The sequence below is a fragment of the Mesorhizobium sp. M7A.F.Ca.US.010.02.1.1 genome (assembly GCF_004023085.1).
Lineage (GTDB): Bacteria > Pseudomonadota > Alphaproteobacteria > Rhizobiales > Rhizobiaceae > Mesorhizobium.
The window spans coordinates 97663-116754 of sequence record NZ_RZRV01000011.1 but is presented as its reverse complement, the minus strand read 5'-3'; the positions used below and the strand labels follow the sequence as shown (position 1 = coordinate 116754).

18 protein-coding genes and 2 tRNA genes are annotated in these 19092 nt (G+C 61.9%); 6 read left to right on the top strand and 14 right to left on the bottom strand.

Annotated elements, in window-relative coordinates:
* Positions 1-219: 219 nt before the first annotated feature.
* From EOA19_RS14635 to EOA19_RS14615, 5 genes are all read right to left on the bottom strand, one after another.
* Positions 220-3003 (bottom strand): valine--tRNA ligase, encoded by a 2784-nt coding sequence (locus EOA19_RS14635; protein WP_128304004.1) that lies wholly within the window; start codon positions 3001-3003, stop codon positions 220-222.
* A gap of 220 nt (positions 3004-3223) precedes the next feature.
* On the bottom strand, positions 3224-4042 hold the full coding sequence (locus EOA19_RS14630; RefSeq protein ID WP_128304003.1) for a PopZ family protein: 819 nt from the start codon (positions 4040-4042) through the stop codon (positions 3224-3226).
* A 214-nt stretch (positions 4043-4256) separates the two neighbouring features.
* A complete protein-coding gene (locus EOA19_RS14625) occupies positions 4257-5648 on the bottom strand; it encodes a TolC family outer membrane protein (RefSeq protein WP_023812204.1) in 1392 nt (463 codons plus the stop codon).
* 181 nt (positions 5649-5829) lie between these two features.
* Complete coding sequence (locus tag EOA19_RS14620) at positions 5830-6498, bottom strand: protein-L-isoaspartate O-methyltransferase (protein ID WP_023812205.1); 669 nt, start codon at positions 6496-6498, stop codon at positions 5830-5832.
* 90 nt (positions 6499-6588) lie between these two features.
* A tRNA-Cys gene (locus EOA19_RS14615) sits at positions 6589-6662 on the bottom strand.
* Between the two features lie 220 nt (positions 6663-6882).
* Between EOA19_RS14615 and EOA19_RS14610 the strand changes: the two genes are divergently transcribed.
* Positions 6883-7086: a hypothetical protein gene (locus EOA19_RS14610; protein ID WP_128304002.1), complete on the top strand. Its 204-nt coding sequence runs from the start codon at positions 6883-6885 to the stop codon at positions 7084-7086.
* Positions 7087-7110: 24 nt separating this feature from the next.
* Here EOA19_RS14610 and EOA19_RS14605 read toward each other — a convergent pair whose 3' ends face one another.
* Entirely contained in the window at positions 7111-7368 is a 258-nt protein-coding gene (locus tag EOA19_RS14605; RefSeq protein WP_023812207.1) for a hypothetical protein, read from the bottom strand.
* 223 nt (positions 7369-7591) lie between these two features.
* Here EOA19_RS14605 and EOA19_RS14595 point away from each other — a divergent pair.
* A tRNA-Asn gene (locus EOA19_RS14595) sits at positions 7592-7666 on the top strand.
* Between the two features lie 443 nt (positions 7667-8109).
* On the top strand, positions 8110-8358 hold the full coding sequence (locus EOA19_RS14590) for a hypothetical protein (RefSeq protein ID WP_023812208.1): 249 nt from the start codon (positions 8110-8112) through the stop codon (positions 8356-8358).
* A gap of 381 nt (positions 8359-8739) precedes the next feature.
* On the opposite strand, the gene EOA19_RS14585 is transcribed toward EOA19_RS14590, so the two are convergent.
* From EOA19_RS14585 to EOA19_RS14570, 4 genes are all read right to left on the bottom strand, one after another.
* On the bottom strand, positions 8740-8985 hold the full coding sequence (locus EOA19_RS14585) for a hypothetical protein (protein WP_023812209.1): 246 nt from the start codon (positions 8983-8985) through the stop codon (positions 8740-8742).
* A 212-nt stretch (positions 8986-9197) separates the two neighbouring features.
* A complete protein-coding gene (locus tag EOA19_RS14580) occupies positions 9198-9494 on the bottom strand; it encodes a DUF982 domain-containing protein (protein WP_023812210.1) in 297 nt (98 codons plus the stop codon).
* 44 nt (positions 9495-9538) lie between these two features.
* Complete coding sequence (locus EOA19_RS14575; RefSeq protein WP_023812211.1) at positions 9539-9994, bottom strand: hypothetical protein; 456 nt, start codon at positions 9992-9994, stop codon at positions 9539-9541.
* Between the two features lie 69 nt (positions 9995-10063).
* Positions 10064-10552, bottom strand: a complete 489-nt coding sequence (locus EOA19_RS14570) for an Hsp20 family protein (RefSeq protein WP_023812212.1) — start codon at positions 10550-10552, stop codon at positions 10064-10066.
* 284 nt (positions 10553-10836) lie between these two features.
* Here EOA19_RS14570 and EOA19_RS14565 point away from each other — a divergent pair, with 284 nt between their 5' ends.
* The 3 genes from EOA19_RS14565 (at position 10837) to EOA19_RS14555 (ending at position 12619) form a co-directional block, all read left to right on the top strand.
* On the top strand, positions 10837-11268 hold the full coding sequence (locus EOA19_RS14565) for a cupin domain-containing protein (RefSeq protein ID WP_023812214.1): 432 nt from the start codon (positions 10837-10839) through the stop codon (positions 11266-11268).
* Between the two features lie 98 nt (positions 11269-11366).
* Positions 11367-12125, top strand: coding sequence for a copper homeostasis protein CutC (locus EOA19_RS14560; protein ID WP_023812215.1), 759 nt, complete (start codon positions 11367-11369; stop codon positions 12123-12125).
* The gene (locus tag EOA19_RS14555; protein ID WP_128304001.1) at positions 12122-12619 is read left to right on the top strand and encodes a GNAT family N-acetyltransferase; all 498 of its coding nucleotides are present in this window, start codon (positions 12122-12124) and stop codon (positions 12617-12619) included. Before EOA19_RS14560 ends, EOA19_RS14555 begins: the two co-directional genes overlap by 4 nt.
* Positions 12620-12873: 254 nt before the next feature.
* Here the strand turns inward: EOA19_RS14555 and EOA19_RS14545 are convergent, their stop codons facing one another.
* The 4 genes from EOA19_RS14545 to EOA19_RS14530 all read right to left on the bottom strand — a co-directional run bounded on the left by EOA19_RS14545 (position 12874) and on the right by EOA19_RS14530 (position 19033).
* A complete protein-coding gene (locus EOA19_RS14545) occupies positions 12874-14253 on the bottom strand; it encodes an OFA family MFS transporter (protein WP_128303999.1) in 1380 nt (459 codons plus the stop codon).
* A gap of 247 nt (positions 14254-14500) precedes the next feature.
* On the bottom strand, positions 14501-15523 hold the full coding sequence (locus tag EOA19_RS14540; RefSeq protein WP_023812219.1) for an acyltransferase: 1023 nt from the start codon (positions 15521-15523) through the stop codon (positions 14501-14503).
* A gap of 273 nt (positions 15524-15796) precedes the next feature.
* A complete protein-coding gene (locus EOA19_RS14535; RefSeq protein WP_023812220.1) occupies positions 15797-16594 on the bottom strand; it encodes a xanthine dehydrogenase family protein subunit M in 798 nt (265 codons plus the stop codon).
* 90 nt (positions 16595-16684) lie between these two features.
* Positions 16685-19033, bottom strand: a complete 2349-nt coding sequence (locus tag EOA19_RS14530) for a xanthine dehydrogenase family protein molybdopterin-binding subunit (RefSeq protein ID WP_023812221.1) — start codon at positions 19031-19033, stop codon at positions 16685-16687.
* Between the last annotated feature and the right edge of the window lie 59 nt (positions 19034-19092).

Below are 19092 nucleotides of genomic sequence, written 5' to 3'. Positions count from 1 at the left end.
AAACGGTCCGTGATGGCGGATCTGCTTCCAAAAAACAGAGGAAACCCATCCAAAAAGGTTCGAAAACAGCGTTTTTTGCGGTCCGGGAGCCCCATTGTTACATTATGGCAACAATGGGGCTAAAACTTCCGTTTACGTCAAAATTAACGCAACGGCATGCTGATTTTCGAGGCGGAAAACCAGCAGTTTAGAGAGGGCTAAAGTCTCGCGAATCTATCCTTAGCCGGCGTCGCGAACCCTGGCCAACGCGACTGACAGCTTGCCCTGCGCATCGCGGTATTCGGCGAGCTTTTCACGCTCGGCATCGACGATCTCGGCCGGCGCGCTGGCGACGAACCTTTCGTTCGACAGTTTCTTGTGCAGGCGCGCGATCTCCTCGGTCACCTTGGCCAGTTCCTTCTGCAGCCGTGCCGCCTCGGCGGCGAGGTCGATCAGGCTGCCAAGCGGCAGGCAGACCGTCGCCTCATTGAGCACGATCTGCGCCGAGCCCTTGGGCGCGACATCGGCAAGCGAGATGTCGCCGACCCGCGCCAGCCGCTTGATCGCCGAATCCTCGCGAACGAGGCGCTCGCGTGTCACATTATTGGCGCCGACCACGACGAGCGGTGCAATGGCTGCCGGCGGCACGTTCATCTCCGAACGCACGGAGCGAATGCCGGAGACGAGTTCGACCAGCCAATTGATGTCCGCTGCGGCCTCGGCGTCTTCGAAATCCGGTGACGGCCATGCCGCATGACACAGCAGCGAGAGGCGTTGCTTGCCTTCGCCAGCGGTCTGCGCCCACAGTTCCTCGGTCATGAACGGCATCATCGGGTGCAGCAGCTTGTAGATCTCGTCGAGTACGAAGGCGACGCAGGCGCGGCTTTCGGCCTTGGCCGCCTCGTCGGCGCCCATGAACACCGGCTTCAGCAATTCCAGATACCAGTCGCAGAACAGGTTCCAGACGAAGCGGTAGGCGGCACCCGCCGCCTCGTTGAAGCGGTATGAGGTGATGCCGTCCGTGATTTCGCGCGCCGCGCGCGTCAGTTCGGTCAGGATCCAGCGGTTGACCGCCAGCTTCGCGTCATTCAGCCAGAACTCGTCATTGCGCGCGACCTCGTTCATTTCGGCGAAGCGCGTGGCGTTCCACAGCTTGGTGCCGAAATTGCGATAGCCGGCGATGCGCGCCGGGTCGAGCTTCACGTCGCGGCCTTGCGCCGCCATCACCGTCAGGGTGAAGCGCAGCGCATCGGCCCCGTATTCGTCGATCAGGTCGAGGGGGTCGACGACGTTGCCTTTCGACTTCGACATCTTCTGCCCGTTCTTGTCGCGCACCAACGCGTGCATGTAGACGGTGTGGAACGGCTCCTCGTCCATGAAGTGCAGGCCCATCATCATCATACGGGCAACCCAGAAGAAGATGAGGTCGAAGCCGGTCACCAGCACGTCGGTCTGGTAGTAGGTCTTCAGCTCCGGCGTCTCATCAGGCCATCCCAATGTCGAGAACGGCCACAGCGCCGACGAAAACCAGGTGTCGAGTACATCCTCGTCGCGGGTCAGGATCTCGCCCGGCTGGAAATTCTCCAACTTGTCCTCGACCCAGCCCTTCCAGGGTCCTTCCAGAGCCAGGTAGTATTCGATCGCGGCGCCGAGCGCCTCTTCCTCGGTCTTCTCGACGAAGACGCGCCCATCCGGCCCGTACCATGCCGGGATCTGATGACCCCACCACAGTTGGCGTGAGATGCACCAGGGTTCGATATTTTCCATCCACTGGAAATAAGTCTTTTCCCAATTCCCGGGTATGATCTTGGTGCGCCCCTCGCGCACCGAAGCGATCGCTGGCTTGGCCAGTTCCGCCGCATTGGCATACCATTGCTCGGTCAGGAACGGCTCGATCGGCACGCCCCCGCGATCGCCATGCGGGACGGCGTGGCGATGCGGCTCGACCTTTTCGAGGAAGCCGCCCTCTTCCATCAGCTCGACGATCTTCTTGCGCGCGACGAAGCGGTCGAGGCCGTCGAGTTCGTCCCAGACAATTTGGCGCTCCGGCGTCACCTCGAGGCCGGCAAGGAAATCCTCATTATCCCTGAGACTTACCGCCGCCTCCGTGGTCAGGATGCTGATCGCCGGCAGCTTGTGGCGCTTGCCGACCTCGAAGTCATTGAAATCGTGCGCGGGCGTGATCTTGACCGCGCCCGAACCCTTTTCCGGATCGGAGTACTCGTCCGCCACCACAGGAATCCTGCGACCGACGATCGGCAGGACGATGTTCTTGCCGACCAGATGCCGGAAGCGCTCGTCGTCAGGGTGCACGGCGACGGCCGTATCGCCCAGCATCGTCTCCGGGCGCGTCGTCGCCACGGTGATGAAGGTTGTTGGGTTTTCCGGGTCGAAGACCTGGCCCTCTACGGGGTAGCGGAAGTGCCAGAGATTGCCGTTGACCTCCTGCTGCTCGACCTCGAGATCGGAGATCGCGGTGAGCAGCTTGGGATCCCAGTTCACAAGGCGCTTATCCTTGTAGATCAGCCCTTCCTTGTAGAGCGTGACGAACACTTCGAGCACGGCCTTGGACAGGCCTTCGTCCATGGTGAAGCGTTCGCGTGACCAATCGGCCGAGGCGCCGAGCCGCTTTAACTGGTTGAAGATCGCGCCGCCGGATTCGGCCTTCCACTCCCACACTTTCTCGATGAACTGCTCGCGGGTCAGGTCGCGGCGATGGATCTGCTTTTCCATCAGCTGCCGCTCGACCACCATCTGCGTGGCGATACCGGCATGGTCCATGCCCGGCTGCCACAGGACATTCTTGCCGCGCATGCGCTCGAAGCGCACCAGTATATCCTGCAGCGTGTTGTTGAGCGCGTGTCCCATATGCAGCGAGCCGGTGACGTTCGGCGGCGGGATGACGATGGTGAAGGCTTCCGCCCCCTCCTCGGCCCCGGCACCGGCGCGAAACGCGTCGGCCTCTTCCCAGACTTTGGCGATCTTCGGCTCGACGGTTTTGGCGTCGTAGGTCTTTTCAAGCATGGGAAAATGGTCCGCGCTGTCGGGAGTTTTGCTGGTCCGCTGTAAATCGGAAGGCTTTGACCAAGTCAACCGCAAGGGCTGTCTCGGACCCTCACAACCAGATAGGCGCGGCCTTGGTCATTTCAACGGAAAGCGATCCGTCGTCCTGCCAACAAGCTGACCTCACCAAAGGAAACGGCGCCACGAGGGCGCCGCTTCCTTTGGTGATCGGCATGGGGAACTACTGCGCCCCGCGCGCCACGCGCTCGATCTCCTCGCGCACCAGCCTTTCGACCAGTGTCGGCAGATTGTTGTCGAGCCAATCCTGCAGCATCGGCCGCAGCATCTCTTCGGCCATTTCGTCGAATGTCTTCTTGCTGCGGCTGGCAAACGCGTCGGAAAGCTCGCCAAAGGCAGCCGCGACCTGCCGGCCGGTGTGCTCGGAAACGATCGCCGGACGCGGCGCGTCGCTGGCCGCCACCGGTCGCACCACGCTTGCATCCGGACGAGACGGCTCGACGGCTGCTTTCGCGGTCGGTTCGTCACTTGGAGTCTCCACGGACGGCTGGGCAGCGGTCTTGGGGGCTTCGCTCCGGTCCGACACCGCCCTCGCCTGCTCACCGACCGCGGCGATCTCGCGACGCCAATCGGCGATGGAAGCGTCGGCGACAGGACGCGATCCCGGCGCTTCAACCGTGATTGGCTCGGCGGCGACGCGGGCGCTGACCTCGGCAAGTGTCATCGATGGCTTTGCCGGGCCGGGATCGGGGCGCACCGGCGTTTCCATGCGTGCGGCCACCGGCTCGGCCGCCGGCAACTGTGCCTGGACTTCCGCCAGCGTGACCGGCTTCCTGCCGTCGGGGGCGGCATGCAGGTCGGCACGGAATGCTTCCACGTCGGGGGCTGCATAGGCGCTCGACGCGCGCTCCAGATCCTGGCTCAACTCATCGGCGTCGCCCGGCTGCTTGCGGCCGCCGTCGCTGTCCTCGATGATCCGCCTGATGGAAGCCAGTATCTCTTCCATGGAAGGTTCGCGCTGTGCGCTGCTTGCCGTTGCCATCGTCACATCCGCCGCCCTTGTGACCCCTGTTGGGTTTTCCGATCCGGCAGAGCCGGATCGAATCATGGCGACAGCGTAACCGACGGATCGCCGCACGAGAATCCCCAATCTGGGGACTTGTGGGATTTCAACAGATTAGCGCGATCTGAACCCGAGAGCGCAGTACGAAAGATCCTGCTCAAACGAGGAGCACGGCCAGTCCTGGCCGAACGCTTCAGCGGCCGTCCGGCGTGCGCAGGCCGTACCACTTGTCCTTGACCGCGTTGTAATGCTCTTCAGGCTTGTATTTCGCTACCTGCAAGCCAAGGCGGTCGACGGACAGACGGCCGGTCGCCTGCAGGATGGCGTAGCTCGCCACCACCACATCATGTTCGTAACCGGCCTGGTTGATCTGGGCGGTGATGACCGTCGCCTGCGCGTTGAGGACGTCGAGCGTGGTGCGCTGGCCGACATTGCGCTCTTCGATGACACCGTTCAGTGCCAGCTTCGCGGCCTCGATCACCTGCCTGTTGGCCGTCAGCTGCTGCTGCGCGGCGGTGTACTCGGTCCAGGCGGCGGTGACGGCCTGGCGCACCTGGTCGCGGCTGACGTCGACCTGGATGCGGGCCTGGCTGAGCGATTCCTTGTCCTGGCGCACGATCGCCGAGGTGCGGCCACCCGAATAGATCGGGATGGTCAGCGTTGCCCCGACACTGGCCGAATTGGTCGTGCCATCCTGCGAACCGACGCCCGGCAAAGGCGAGGTATTGCGATAGGCGCTCGAAACGCCGGCGGAAGCCGACAGCTGCGGCAACAGCGCGCCTTCGGCCGACTTCACCGAAAACGCGGCCGCGTCGACCAGATGCTGCGTGGCAAGGATGGCCGGATGCTCGTTCGAGGCCACCCCGACGGCGGCGGCGAGGCTCGACGGCAACAGCTTTGCCACCGGCGAAGCGCCCTTGAGCTTGCCCGGCTCGTCGCCGACGATCTGGCGGTAGATCGCCGCACTTGCCAGCGCCTGCGCCCGGGCGGCACTCAGCGATGCCACGGCGGCGGCCCGCGAAGCATCGGCCTGGGCGACATCGGTGCGCGTGCCTTCGCCAACTTCGAAACGCGAACGCGCCGCGCGCGCCGTTTCGGTCAGGAACTGAAGGTTCTGCTCAGTCAGCACGGCGACCTGCCGGTCGCGAATCACGTTCATATAGGCTTGGGCCGCGCTGAACAGGATACCCTCTTCGGTGTTGCGCAGGCTTTCGACGGAAGCGCGGACCTGCGCTTCGGCGGCAGCGACATTGTTCCTGGTCTGAAAGCCATCGAACAGCATCTGGTTTATCTGGACGCCAAAATTTCCGGTGGTCAGCCTCACGCTTGAATTGGTGCCATTGAGATGGCTGCTCGAATAATCAATATCCGCCGAGCCGGTGACAATCGGGCGGTAGCCCGACTTGGCGATGGCGACACCCTCGTCGGTGACACGAACGCCGGCGCGGGATGCATTCAGCGAAGAATTGTACTGATAGGCCTTTGCAAGCGCGCCGGAGATGCTTTCGGCTGAAGCCGCCAGTGGGGACAGCATGGTCGCCGAAACGAGGACGGCGGTGAAAAGTGACTTGCGTAAAGACGGCACGGTTAAACCCTCATTCGTTTTCCATGGGAACCGCGCCGCGCCTGCTTCTCTCATAGATCAGCCGGCGCCGCGTGTTCGATGTTCCCTGCTGCTCACCCCAAAGTGCCCCCAGTCTGGGATCCGCAGCGATCGTTCAAATGCAAGCGATCATGACACAGCCTCTCCTGCAAGGCCAAATCATTCAGAATTCGAAAGCACGAATGCGTTCAAACCCCGGTAGTGGCTTAATTGCCGCATTAAATGCACGTCTTCCGGTTACAACCCCCCCGGCTTTGAAAAAGAGACGGGCCACGCCGGAATTGCCCTGCCCTTCGACGGCGACAAGGCGGCCGCCTTCGGCGAGTTGGTCCAGCAGCGCCACCGGCACTTCCGCGACGCTGCCACCGACGAAGATGACGTTATAAGGCGCCTTAGCGGCATGCCCCTGCGGCAACGCGCCCTGGACGACGGTCACATTGCCGCAGCCCAGCGACGAAAGCGTCGATCTGGCGGTTTCCGCCAGCGCCGAATCACTTTCGAGCGCCACCACGGACCTGGCCAGTCGCGACAGGATGGCCGAGGCGTAGCCGGTTCCGCAACCGACATCGAGCGCCGAATCGGTCGGGTTGATCTCCGCCAGCTGGATAAGCTTGGCCAACGGCGATGCTTCCATCAGGTAGCGCGCGCCGTCCGCGCCGGCGGCAATGCGGATGTCCTCGTCGATATAGGCCAGATCGCGCTGGGCGGCGCCGACAAACATCTCTCTTGGGACGACAAGCATTGCATCGAGCAGCGGCGCGCTGGTCACATCGGTGGTGCGGACCTGGCCGTCGACCATCTTGACGCGTAGTTCGGAGAAATCAGCGCTCATGTCCCAACCAATCCGCTTGCCGCGCCAGAACCGCGGTCCATTGTGTCAGGAACTTCAGGCCCCTGCGCTGCCGCGCGGGGGCCCGGGCATTGGAGGCCTCGCCCGGAATCGAACCGGGGTGCAAGGATTTGCAGTCCTCTGCGTAACCACTCCGCCACGAGGCCTCATTGCTCCCGGCGTTCCACCCGGTTCCAATAGGTTGCGGCGAAAATGACGTCAAGCGGCCACCGTGCATTCCGAACGGTTTCCTCGCGTCAGTCCGGACGGCACCCGGCAAATCGTCGGATCGGGCCTGACCGCTCCATTAGCGGACAATTAAGCATAGCCTGCCCGGAGAAGAAACTCATCGGCGGCCGTGCGTTGGACATGGCAGGAGGAAGAGCCATGCACCGGACAGTGGCAGCAAATACAAGTGCCTCGTCCGGCCTGTCCCTGCCACAATGCGGAGAGCCTCTGCATTACGCAATCGACCGTCTGTCCATCGAAGGTGCGGACAGCCTGTCGCCGCATGACAGGGCAAGGCTTGCCTCGGCCGCGGCGATTCTCAAGCAGATCCGTGAGGCGCTGGAAGAGCACGCCGCCCGCTGAACACCCGCCTTGCGCTATCGGCGGTCAATCGGGCCGGCGACGCCGTTCCCACCAGACGACAAAGCGACGCCGGTGACGGCGAACCATGGCGAATTCATAGGACAGCACCAGCAATCCGAGCGGAACCATCCAGAAGCCGAGGATCGGCAGGAAACCGAGGACGCCGCCAACGGTCAGCAGGATGCCGATCGTGATTCTGAGCCCGCGCGAGCGCGGCATTTTGAACTCGCGCCCGAAAACGGAGATTTTCCGCGCCGGCATCTGGTTGTCTTGTGCTGTCATCGTCTCGAAAGATTGACCCGTTTGATTGTTCGCAAGCATGCTTGAACCAAAGCAGCCGCCGCGCTTTCGGTTCCATATCCCCGCCAAGACGGCTAATATGAGGGCTTCCTTCGACGATTGCGAGAAACGCCTGCGCGAAAAAGCCTCGGAAAAATGTGAAAAGCTTCTTTGCAAAGCCGAAAAGGGCAGCTATAGGCTGCGCCACTCACATAAGAGCATCCGTTCCCCGGTAGCTCAGTGGTAGAGCAACCGGCTGTTAACCGGTTGGTCGCTGGTTCGAATCCGGCCCGGGGAGCCAATCTTTTCAAAGCCTTGAGACGGTCAGGTCGCCCATAGGGGCTGATCTATGGCATGTCTGCAAAATCGCGGTCAGCAGGTTGATTCTCAACTTGACCTGGCCCCGCTGTCCAGCGCCGTCGATGACGCCGCGGCATCGGGACGGTTCGCGGGAGCAGGCATAAGGCCTTGCTTCGATCTCGGCGATCTCATCTCTTGTCGCCGTTCGGGTTGGGTGCCGGTGCCTCTCGCACATCTCGCGGTGGCGGGTCGACATGCTTAAGCTCTGGCGGGACTTCTTTGTCCCGGCGTTGCACAGGTATCTTCTCCGGTGCGGGCTTCGATGGTGGCTCTTTGATCTTGCTCGGCATAATCGAGTTAACCGCCCTGCCGGTCTCTTGTTCCGTAGCGAGCAGAAAACCTGAATGCGTGGGGAACCGGGAACATCGAAGAGCGTTTTCTCGCATGCTGAAGAAGATCGCCCTCGCCGCCGTGCTGGTCCAGGTTGCCGCGTTTTCGGCTCTCATCACCCAGACGGTCCTCTTCGCGTCCACGGCCACACAGGCCGCCGACGCGAAGCCCGGCGACGCAGTCGCCGTCACCATTGAGAACGAACGGGACAAGGCGGCGCAACCTATTGTTGCCGGCCAATGTCCAACGCGGCTTGTGGCGAGCAAGGTCTTCACGAGGAACGTAATTACGGCGCAACAATAGCTCGCCATCGATGCCGGCCATCCGTCGATCCCCCCAATTTAAGTCAGGGCAATGTGCTTGAAAGCACAATGATTCCTGTTACTTGCGACGTAGGGCGAGTGCGTTTGGGTTGGGCAAGAATTAGTATGATTTCATCGAATATGGAATGCCCGCGCTGTCATGGCAGCGGCAGGGTTTTCGACTGCTCCAAGTGGTATGCGTCAAACGGGCACTGCTGCCCGCAGGGAACCCATCGGGGTGGCTGCCCTGGAAAGACGGGCGCCTGCGCGGAATGCGACGGCCTGGGGACGATGGCGGAGCCTCCGCTGAGAGCCGTGGCGTAATCTGCGAGAGCCGCGCATGCCGCTGATGACGGCGCGGAGGCGCCCGAACGAGCATATTTTACTCTGTTGGTGTTTCTACGGGTGGTGCGGCCAGAACCGTGATGTCCATCCTGGCGATCTTGGATGCCGCGCGGCCTTGCGCGCCAGCATCCATATCGCCGCCTGCGGCAACCATGATTTTGGCCAGATGTCCCACGGCGTCCGCGCTGCGGCCCGGCGAAAATCCTTCCCCGGTTTGCGGCTTCCCCACTGCCGTTTGTTTTTCCGGGACATGCGGATGTTGACTTACGATAGCGGAAACCATTGAACCTCCTGTGGCGACGCTTCGAACATTATATTAGCGTTGACTGTTGCGAGGCTGACCTAGCCAGTCGCCAAAAACCGCACCAGGGAGTTCGAACAAAAGATCGAGCCGCCCCGCTACAAGGTGAACTGGTAGGGCAGCTCACCTTGCAGCGATGTGAAAACGACGATGCAGGCCCAGCCGTCCTGGTAGCGCCGCCCCTTTTATCAAGGCTAAGCGGTAATCCCACCGCGACCTGACCTTGTGTCCATCCAAGGGAACTGAGCAAGCGGGTCCTGCAGGATCTTGACGGATCTTGCGAAGCCGGCGACGGCATCGCGCGCCACCGTCAGCGGAACCTGGCCGTCGTAAGCACGCTGGCAGGCTCGAAAGGCCGTTTCGAAAATCGGACCCCGCCTTTCCCTTGGCCACTCGTCAAAGAAGTCAAAGGCGTCGTCGAGGCACCCTATTTCTTGAATGAACTCGCCATTCTTGACCAGGACCGGTTGGTCGAACGTCCTGTCACTCATGTAATCCTCCATTCGGCACGGTGGGTTGTTGCTGGTTCGGGTCATCATGCGATTGCATGCTCCGGCTCGGCCAACATGCCGCCACCTCCACGCCCAGGCGGTACCGTTGCAATGGCCGGGATTGGCGGCGGATCATCGTCGTCATCTCGCCAGGGGTGCCGCATCCAACCGAGGCGGCTCTTCCTGCGGCGCCGGTCGAAAGACGGGCTGACGGTGCCCGGCATCTTTGAAATACGCGGTTCCCGCCCGGATTCGTCCAGGAGGTGGAGGGCGCGAAGTATGTCGCTGACTTCCACGATGGCGCCGTTGTCCAATTGCCGCAACGCGGGATTGTCAGGAACCGCATGAACGTCGGAAGCCCAGAAAGCGAGCAAAGCCCGCTTTGCGCCGATTGTCATCGTCTCCTCGTTCAGGACGTCATCTGGCGTCCGCAACTCAGCGGATTCCGCGGCAAGATTTTTCGGTTCGGGTTGGTAAAAACTGTAAGCTTCGGTTCTCATCTCCATTCTCCGCGAGCTGTGCCTCCCGGCCGAACCGGGAGGCGGACCGTAGATCTAGGTTCCAGGGAATCAGGCGACCTCGCGCTGAGGCTCCGCATCGGAATCGATCAACTGCTTCTTGCCGGGTTGCTCGAGCGAAACCGCCTTGGCTTCGGACCCTATCTCAATGCGCCGAGGCTTGAGTTCCTTGGGCACTTCGCGGATCAGGTCCACCGACAGCAAGCCATTCTCGAGGTTGGCCGCCTTGACCTTTACGTGATCGGCAAGTTTGAACACCTGCTTGAAGTTGCTCGTCGCCAAGCCGCGATGAAGGACCTCCCGATTTTCCTGGTCGGGTTTCCTTTGGCCGATGACAGACAATTCGGGGCCGTTCTGTATGAGTTCGACTTCATCGAGAGCGAAGCCGGCGATAGCCATCGTAATGCGATAGTCGTTCTCGCCAATCTTCTCGATATTGTAGGGAGGCCAGTCGGAGCGCCCGCTTTTCTCGAGCATATCGAAGAGACGGTCGAAGCCGACCGTTGTGCGGTAAAGAGGGGTATAATCAAAGCTTCTCATAGCCATATCCTCCGTGAAGCAACATGGGTTACGAGGCTGTCGCAGCGCCGCTGCGACGCCAATATGTCGAGCCGAAGCCTCGACGGAAAACGATCTGGTAATCGTGTTTTTTTCCGTCAAGAGGGGCGTAAAAAATTTTCTGGCCGGCAGGCAGATCCAGCGAGCCATGCTCTTCGGCGGGGAATTCCGCCACACCGTACGAGGTCCGCTGAAGCGGGTGCCCAAGGCGCTGCCTTGCGTGCTGGCGGTCACTGCGCGATGTTGGCGGCGGGGTGGAGCGAATCATGCGAAAAATTTTGATGTCCGGACTGCTGCTCGCGGTGGCCTTTTCCGCGAACCCGGCCCACGCGCTGGACAGCAGCGGCACGCCTGTCGTCGTGACCCCTCTTGCGTCGCGCACGACGACCGCGTCCGGCCAGCCGATCACGCTGCCGCAGAAGAACGTGCAGGTGCTGGTCTCGAGCTACGACATCGCGTCGGGCGCGACCTTGCCGGTCCACAGGCACCCCTTTCCGCGCTACGCCTATGTCCAGGCCGGCACGCTGAAGGTCACCAATGTCGAGACCGGCATCAGCAACACCTACAAGGCTGGCGATTTCATCATCGAAATGATCGGCCAGTGGCATCAGGCCACCAATATCGGTGATGTCGAGGTGAAGCTTCTGGTGATCGATCAGGTCGAGCAAGGCGCCAAGAATACGGAATTGCGCCAATAACCGCGAAGTCTGTGCCCGAAGGCGGAAGGCTGTTCGCGCTTTCGCAGCAGCCGGCCCGGTGCTAGGGCTGGCCGGGAAATCATGGACTGGATCGCCCCTTGACCAAAGCTCTCCGCCTGCCGCTGATCGAAATCTGTGTCGAAGGCATTGACGGCCTGCTCGCGGCGCAAGCCGCTGGCGCCGACCGGGTCGAATTATGCGCCAGCCTCATCGAAGGCGGCATCACGCCGAGCCTCGGCACGGTCCGCGCCGCCATCGAGCAGGCAAGCGTGCCGTTTCACGTCATGGTGCGGCCGCGCGGCGGCGATTTTCTCTACAGTGAGACCGAATACGCCTCGATGCTGGCCGATGTCTCGGCACTGCGCGAACTCGGCGTGCCCGGCGTGGTGTTTGGCTGCCTGAACGCCGATGGCACCATGGATGAGGCGCGCATGAGCGAACTGACACAAGCCGCTGGCCCCTTGAACGTCACCTGCCATCGCGCCTTCGACATGACGCGCGATCCGGCCGAGGCGCTCGAATCGCTGATCCGCAGCAAGGTCGGCCGCGTGCTGACCAGCGGCCAGCGTGACACTGCCGTCGAAGGCTTGCCGCTGTTGGCGGATCTGGTGCGGCAGGCCGGTGACCGCATCGTCATTCTCGGCTGCGGCGGCCTGGATTTGCACAACATTGCCGAAGTGCGCAGCAAGACCGGCCTGTCCGAAATGCATTTTGCCGCCCTCAAGGATGTGCCGAGTGCCATGGACTACCGCAATCCCCATGTCGGCATGGGTGGCTCCGATCTCGATCGCGAGTATCGTAACACGCTCACCGACACACCACTGGTGGCGGCAACGATCGCGGCGGCGAAGGCATGACCTCGACCCCTGTCCCGATAGCCCGTGTAGCGGCCGCAGACGAAGCGGCGATCCTGGCGCTCAACAACGAGCATGCCGCCGAACTGTCGTGGCTGGAGGCTGAGCGGCTGTCCTTCCTGCTTGGCGAAGCATTCTATGCGCGCCGCATCGGCAATCTCGAAGCCTTCATCATGACCTTCGACCAGGACGCCCGCTACGACAGCCCGAATTTCCTGTGGTTCCGCGAGCGCTATGAGCGGTTCGTCTATGTCGACCGCGTCGTCGTGGCGGCGCATGCGCGCGGCCGCGGCCATGCCCGCCGCCTCTATCAGGATCTGTTCGGCCATGTTGAGCGCGCCGGCTACAATCTGGTCACCTGCGAAGTCAACACCGACCCGCCGAACCCCGCCTCGGATGCCTTTCACGCCGCCCTTGGCTTCACTGAGGCCGGCGACGCCGTCATCCATGGCGGCAAGAAAGCGGTCCGCTATTACATCAGACGAACCTCCGTCTGAGGCCAGGCGGATCGAACTGAAGACAGGGCTACTGGAACAAGGCTGTCGCACTCACCAGCGTCATCCAGAACCCCCAGACCAACGGGATGCCGACCAGCAGCCAGGCCAGCGTCAGTTTGATCGAATTGCCGTTGTCTTGCGCCATGGTCGGTCTCCTCAGAGCATGATCCCGAAATTGGGCTCCGGTTTCGGAAAAGATCATGCTCAAACAATACGATAGAGCCCATCCCGATTCTATCGGGATGGAACTGGCTCTAAGCCACCGCTGGTTCGGTCTTCATGTGGAAGCGCGCATTGATCGGCCGCATCATCAGGTTGAGCAGGAGGCCGATGACCAGCAGGCCGGCCATGATGTACATGGTGACCGTGTAGGCGTCGGCCTTCGCCACGCCGCTGTCGATCTGGTACTGCCTGATATAATTCACCAGCACCGGGCCAAGCACGCCCGCCACCGACCACGCGGTCAGCAATCGGCCGTGGATGGCGCCGACGTAACGCACGCCGAAGACGTCGCGCAGGTAGGCGGGAATGGTGGCGAAGCCGCCGCCATACATGCTGAGGATGATCCCGTAGAACAGCACGAACAGGAAGACGCTGCCGGTCTGGCCGGTCCAAGGCACCGCCGCATAGAGGACGACGCCCAGCGCGAAGAAGATGGCATAGGTTGTCTTGCGGCCGATATAATCGCTGGTCGAGGCCCAGAAGAAGCGGCCGAGCATGTTAAAGATCGACAACAGGCCGACGAAACCGGCGGCAGCGGCCGGCGAGATGCGTCCCGGGAACATCTCCTGGCTCATGGCCGAGGCTTGCCCGAGCACGCCGATGCCTGCCGTCACGTTGAGGCACAGCACACCCCATAGCAGCCAGAACTGCGGCGTCTTCAACGCATCGTCGAGATGGACATTGGACGTCGTCACCATCGCATTCTGTGCCGCTGGCGGCGCCCATCCGGCGGGCCGCCAGCCCTCCGGCGGCACCCTGACGATAACAGCCCCAATCAGCATGAAGACGAAATAGACGATGCCCAGCACGAGGAAGGTTTCAGCGACGCCGATATGCTCAGGCGTCGAAAACAGCTTCATCAGATAAACCGACAGCGGCGAGGCGATGAAGGCGCCGCCGCCGAAGCCCATGATCGCCATGCCGGTTGCCATGCCCGGCCGGTCCGGAAACCAGGTGATCAGCGTCTTGACCGGCGAGATGTAGCCGAGGCCGAGACCGATGCCGCCCAGCACGCCGTAGCCGAGATAGATGATCCACAACTGGTGCAGATAGACGCCGAGCGCCGAGACAATGAAGCCGCCACCGAAACAGCAGGCAGAAGCGACCATGGCTTTGCGCGGCCCGACACGATCCAGCCAGCCGCCGCCGAACGCCGCCGCAATGCCCAGGAACAGGATCGCGATCGAGAAAATCCAGCCAAGGCCGGTCAGCTTCCAGTCGTCGGGCGCCGAGTCGGTGATGCCGACCAACTTCGACATCGGCAGGTTGAAAACGCTGAACGCATAGGCCTGGCCGATGCAAAGGTGTATGCAGAGCGCCGCTGGCGGCACCATCCACCTGCTGAAGCCAGGTTCGGCGACGGTGCGTGAGCGGTCGAGCCAGCCGCCCGCCCTCTCCCCGGTCGTGTCCATTCCATCCTCCCAGATGCGTCTTCGAACCATCTTCTCAGATGTGTCCTGCGAACAAACTAGGAGGGTGAGCCGGTGAGGCAATAAGGAATGCCCGTCATAAGACCAATGTCTAATGAGACTGGCCTATATCGAAAGCAGGTCATTACTTTCCAAAAAATTATATTAGAGATAATTAATTGATTGTCTGCTTATGAAGCGCGATCCACTCCACCTGCACTCGCGATCATCTGGCCGGGCACGACGGCATTCACCAGTTGCGGTTGAGCCATTCGCGCGCCGGGCGCTCGATGAGGTAGTAGCTGCAGAGCGCGCAGGCAAAAACGCCGGCCAGCATCGGGATCGGCGCGCTGCCTTGTTCATAGACGAATTTGTAGAACGGCTGCTGCCACAGATAGAGCGAGTACGACCACAGGCCCAGCGTCGCCATCGGCCAGGAGGACAGCAATCCGGAAAAATACCGTGGGCTGAAATCGAGTGCGTTGACGGCCAGCGCCAGCAGCGGCACCGCGAAGAGATAGTGGATCGGCGTCGGCACCTGATCCAGGAACAGGACAACGGCACAGAACGTTGCCACCAGGGCCACATGCTTGCCTCTCAAAAACGCAGGCAGCCTGCCATCGGCCTTGAGCAGGCAGATCGAAGCCGACAGCAGGATCGACGCGATGTGCACGTCGGTGCGCCAATAAGTGGTTTCGTAGTCCATCCCGAAGACCCAGTACGAAACCGCGCCATTGGCCATGGCCAGCAAGGCCAGCGCCAGGAGCAGCACGACCACGCGAGAGCGACTTGAGACGATGACGCTGATCAGCGCCAGGATGATGTAGGCGTGCTCCTCGATGCAGAGCGACCAGATATGGTCGAGCGCCCCTGCCCGCGTCAGGAGAATGCCGGCATAGTTGTAGGTGAATGTCAGCGCCGTCAGCGCCGCCTTCCATTTGAAGGCGATGAACGTGCCGGCCAGCGCGATCATCGCGACGACTACGAAGACCAGAAGAGCTGGATAGATGCGGGAGAAGCGGCGTTTGAAGAATTTTTTCAGCGGGTAGCGTTCGATGAACAGGATCTCGCCCATCAGCCGGCCGCTGAGCACGAAGAAGAATTCGACGCCCAGCACGCCAAGATTGATTCCCGGAACCGGAAAGAAATGGCCGATCAGCACCAGCGCGATCGAAAGGCCGCGCCAGCCGTCGAGATAGGCCAGTCTTGTTCTGGTTGATCTGTCGGCGGCGGATCGGGACGGAACGACATGCGTCGCGGAAATGTCGGTCATGCCGATCCTCTCGCAATAGGTATGCGAAGGGTACGACGGTACATTTCGAACCCAGCTCGCATTCCCGCCCAAATCCATATTGCAGTGCAATATGGATTTGTGCAAGTGCGAGATTGCCGCCGGTGCAGTTCCAGGTGAAGTGTCGGCGGAAGAAATTGCTCAGGCAAACGATTGGTGCGGGGGGCGATTCCATCAAAATTGGACAACTACAGGTCGTCCCAAAAAGGAAAAGGGGCCGCATGACCCCTTCTCCCGTGTTCACAACTGACCGTATCAGGCGTTGGCGGCAGCCACCGCGCGCTTGGCCATCACCGCGATCAGATTGGCGCGATAGTCGGCCGAGGCATGGATGTCGGTCATCAAATTCTTCGCCGGCACTTTTACCCCTTCGAGTGCCGAGGCCGCGAAGTTCCCGGCTAATGCTGCCTCGATCTCCTTCGAACGAAAAACGCCGTCGTCGCCGGCACCGGTGACGGCGACGCTGACGCCATCCTTGCCCTTGGCCACGAACACGCCGACGATGGCGTAGCGCGATGCCGGATTGCGGAATTTTTCATAGGCCGCCTTGGCCGGCGCGGTGAAGGTGACGGCGGTGACGATTTCGCCATCCTTCAACGACGTTTCGAACAGGCCTTTGAAGAATTTGTCGGCTGATATCTGGCGCTTGTTGGTGATGATGGTGGCGCCCAGCGCCAGCAGCGCCGCCGGATAATCGGCCGCCGGATCGTTGTTGGCGATCGAGCCGCCGATCGTCCCCTTGTGGCGCACCGCCGGATCACCGATCAGCGATGCCAGATGAGAAAGCGCCGGACAGACCTTCTTCAGCTTCTCGTCATTGGCAACAGCGTGATGCGTGGTGGCGGCGCCGATGGCGACGGTCTTGCCCGACACCGTGACGCCCTGCAGCTCCGTGATCCGCGACAGGTCGACAAGGTCGGACGGCGCGGCAAGCCGCGTCTTCATCGCCGGGATCAGCGTCATGCCGCCCGAAAGCAGCTTGGCGTCGCCGGTCTTGATCAGCTTGGCGGCATCGGCGACCGAGGCGGCGCGGTGATAGTTGACTGCGTACATTTGTCTTTCTCCCCTGGGTGAAAGAGCGAACAGGAAGTAGCGAACATCGCGTTCTCCCCCTATTCGCTACTCCCTATTCGCCATTCGCGTTCAATGTTTCGTCGCGCGGATCGCGGCCCACACGGTGGACGGCGAAGCCGGCATGGCAAGATCGTTGCTGCCGATGGCATCGGTGATGGCGTTGATCACCGCCGGCGGTGAGCCGATGGCGCCGGCCTCGCCGCAGCCCTTGATCCCCAACGGATTGCCCGGGCAAGGCGTGTTCGAGGTCGAGACCTTGAACGACGGCAGATCGCCGGCGCGCGGCATGGTGTAATCCATGTAGCTCGCGGTCAGCAATTGTCCGCTGTTGTCGTAATAGGCGCCTTCGAGCAGTGCCTGGCCAATGCCTTGCGCCAGCCCGCCATGCACCTGGCCCTCGACGATCATCGGGTTGATGATGTTGCCGAAATCGTCAGCGGCGACGAACTGGACGATCTCGGTGACGCCGGTTTCCGGGTCGACCTCGACCTCGCAGATATAGCAGCCCGCCGGGAAGGTGAAATTCGACGGATCGTAGAACGCCGTCTCCTTGAGCCCGGGCTCCATGCCGCCCGGCAGGTTGTGGGCAGTGTAGGCGGCCAGCGCCATCTGGAACCACGGCACGTTCTTGTCGGTGCCGGCCACCTTCAGCGCGCCGTTCTCGATGATGATGTCGCCTTCGTCGGCCTCGAGCAGGTGCGCCGCGATCTTCTTGGCCTTGGCCTCGACCTTGTCGAGCGCCTTGACGATGGCCGACATGCCGACCGCACCCGAGCGCGAGCCATAGGTGCCCATGCCCATCTGCACCTTGTCGGTGTCGCCATGGACGATCGAGACCGAATCGAGCGGCACGCCGAAGCGCTCATTGACCAGTTGCGCGAAGGTCGTCTCATGGCCCTGGCCGTGGCTGTGAGAGCCGGTCAGCACCTCGATCGTACCGACCGCGTTGACGCGCACTTCCGCCGATTCCCAAAGGCCGACACCGGCGCCGAGCGAGCCGACGGCCGCAGACGGCGCGATGCCGCAGGCCTCGATGTAGCAGCTCATGCCGATGCCGCGCAGCAACCCCTTGTTGGCGGCGGCGGCCTTGCGCTTGGCGAAGCCGGCATAATCCGACGCCTGCATTGCCGCATCGAGCGAAGCGGCATAGTCGCCGGCGTCATAGCACATGATGACCGGCGTCTGATGCGGAAACGCTGTGACGAAGTTCTTGCGCCGCAGCTCAGCCGGCGAAACGCCGAACTGGCGGGCCGCCGTCTCCATCATGCGCTCCATGACGAAGGTCGCTTCCGGCCGCCCCGCCCCGCGATAGGCATCGACGGGCGCGGTGTTGGTGTAGATCGCCTTCACATTGGCGTGGATGGCCGGGATGTTGTACTGGCCCGACAGCAGCGTCGCATAGAGATAGGTCGGCGTCGCCGATGAAAACAGCGACATATAGGCGCCAAGATTGGCTTGGGTTTCCACCTTCAGGCCGAGGATCCTGTGGTCCTTGTCGAAGGCCATTTCAGCATGGGTGTGATGGTCGCGGCCATGCGCGTCGGTCAGAAAACTTTCGGTCCGGTCGGCCACCCATTTGACCGGCACGCCGGTCTTCTTTGACGCCCACAGGCAGACGATCTCTTCGGGATAGATGTAGATCTTCGAGCCGAAGCCGCCGCCGACATCGGGCGCGATCACGCGCAGCTTGTTTTCCGGCGCGACATTGTAGAAGGCGCTCATCACCAGCCGCGCCACATGCGGATTCTGCGAGGTCGTCCAGCAGGTATAGTGATCCTCGGCCTTGTCGTAATGGCCAAGTGCGGCGCGCGGCTCCATGGCGTTGGGCACCAGCCGGTTGTTGATGATGTCCATCTTGACGACATGGGCCGCCTTCCCGAAGGCCGCCGCGGTGTCGTCGGCATTGCCGATGTCCCAGTCGAAGATCAGATTGTTGTCGGCTTCGGGGTGGATCTGCGGCGCACCCTTGTCCATCGCCTTGGAGGCATCGACGACGGCCTTCAACTCCTTGTAGGTGATCTCGACCGCCTCGGCGGCATCACGCGCCTGCCCCTTGGTCTCGGCGACGACGATGACGACGGCGTCGCCGACATAACGGACCCGGTCGAACGCCAGTGGCGACCATGCCCCCATCTTCATCGGCGAGCCGTCCTTGGAGTGGATCATCCAGCCACAGATGAGATTGCCGATGCCGTCGGCCTTGAGTTCCTTGCCGGTCAGCACGCCGATGACCCCGGGCATGCCCTGGGCCTTCTTCACATCGATCTTCTTGATCTGCGCATGCGCGTGCGGACTGCGCACGAACGCGGCGTGCTTCATGCCGGGAACCACCATGTCGTCGACATAGCGGCCGGCGCCCGTGATGAACCGTTTGTCTTCCTTGCGCGCGACCCGAGCGCCAACACCTTCAATGCCCATCAGAAATTCCTCCGGAATTTATGGGAGTAGGGCAGTAGGGGAGTAAGGGAATAGGGAAA

Coding starts and splice junctions, on each gene's coding strand:
- EOA19_RS14535 (WP_023812220.1), bottom strand. CDS start 16,594: ATGTACGCAGTCAACTATCACCGCGCCGCCTCGGTCGCCGATGCCGCC.
- EOA19_RS14575 (WP_023812211.1), bottom strand. CDS start 9,994: ATGAGAACCGAAGCTTACAGTTTTTACCAACCCGAACCGAAAAATCTT.
- EOA19_RS14635 (WP_128304004.1), bottom strand. CDS start 3,003: ATGCTTGAAAAGACCTACGACGCCAAAACCGTCGAGCCGAAGATCGCC.
- EOA19_RS14630 (WP_128304003.1), bottom strand. CDS start 4,042: ATGGCAACGGCAAGCAGCGCACAGCGCGAACCTTCCATGGAAGAGATA.
- EOA19_RS14610 (WP_128304002.1), top strand. CDS start 6,883: ATGCACCGGACAGTGGCAGCAAATACAAGTGCCTCGTCCGGCCTGTCC.
- EOA19_RS14590 (WP_023812208.1), top strand. CDS start 8,110: ATGCTGAAGAAGATCGCCCTCGCCGCCGTGCTGGTCCAGGTTGCCGCG.
- EOA19_RS14555 (WP_128304001.1), top strand. CDS start 12,122: ATGACCTCGACCCCTGTCCCGATAGCCCGTGTAGCGGCCGCAGACGAA.
- EOA19_RS14580 (WP_023812210.1), bottom strand. CDS start 9,494: ATGAGTGACAGGACGTTCGACCAACCGGTCCTGGTCAAGAATGGCGAG.
- EOA19_RS14530 (WP_023812221.1), bottom strand. CDS start 19,033: ATGGGCATTGAAGGTGTTGGCGCTCGGGTCGCGCGCAAGGAAGACAAA.
- EOA19_RS14540 (WP_023812219.1), bottom strand. CDS start 15,523: ATGACCGACATTTCCGCGACGCATGTCGTTCCGTCCCGATCCGCCGCC.
- EOA19_RS14605 (WP_023812207.1), bottom strand. CDS start 7,368: ATGACAGCACAAGACAACCAGATGCCGGCGCGGAAAATCTCCGTTTTC.
- EOA19_RS14620 (WP_023812205.1), bottom strand. CDS start 6,498: ATGAGCGCTGATTTCTCCGAACTACGCGTCAAGATGGTCGACGGCCAG.
- EOA19_RS14545 (WP_128303999.1), bottom strand. CDS start 14,253: ATGGACACGACCGGGGAGAGGGCGGGCGGCTGGCTCGACCGCTCACGC.
- EOA19_RS14565 (WP_023812214.1), top strand. CDS start 10,837: ATGCGAAAAATTTTGATGTCCGGACTGCTGCTCGCGGTGGCCTTTTCC.
- EOA19_RS14585 (WP_023812209.1), bottom strand. CDS start 8,985: ATGGTTTCCGCTATCGTAAGTCAACATCCGCATGTCCCGGAAAAACAA.
- EOA19_RS14570 (WP_023812212.1), bottom strand. CDS start 10,552: ATGAGAAGCTTTGATTATACCCCTCTTTACCGCACAACGGTCGGCTTC.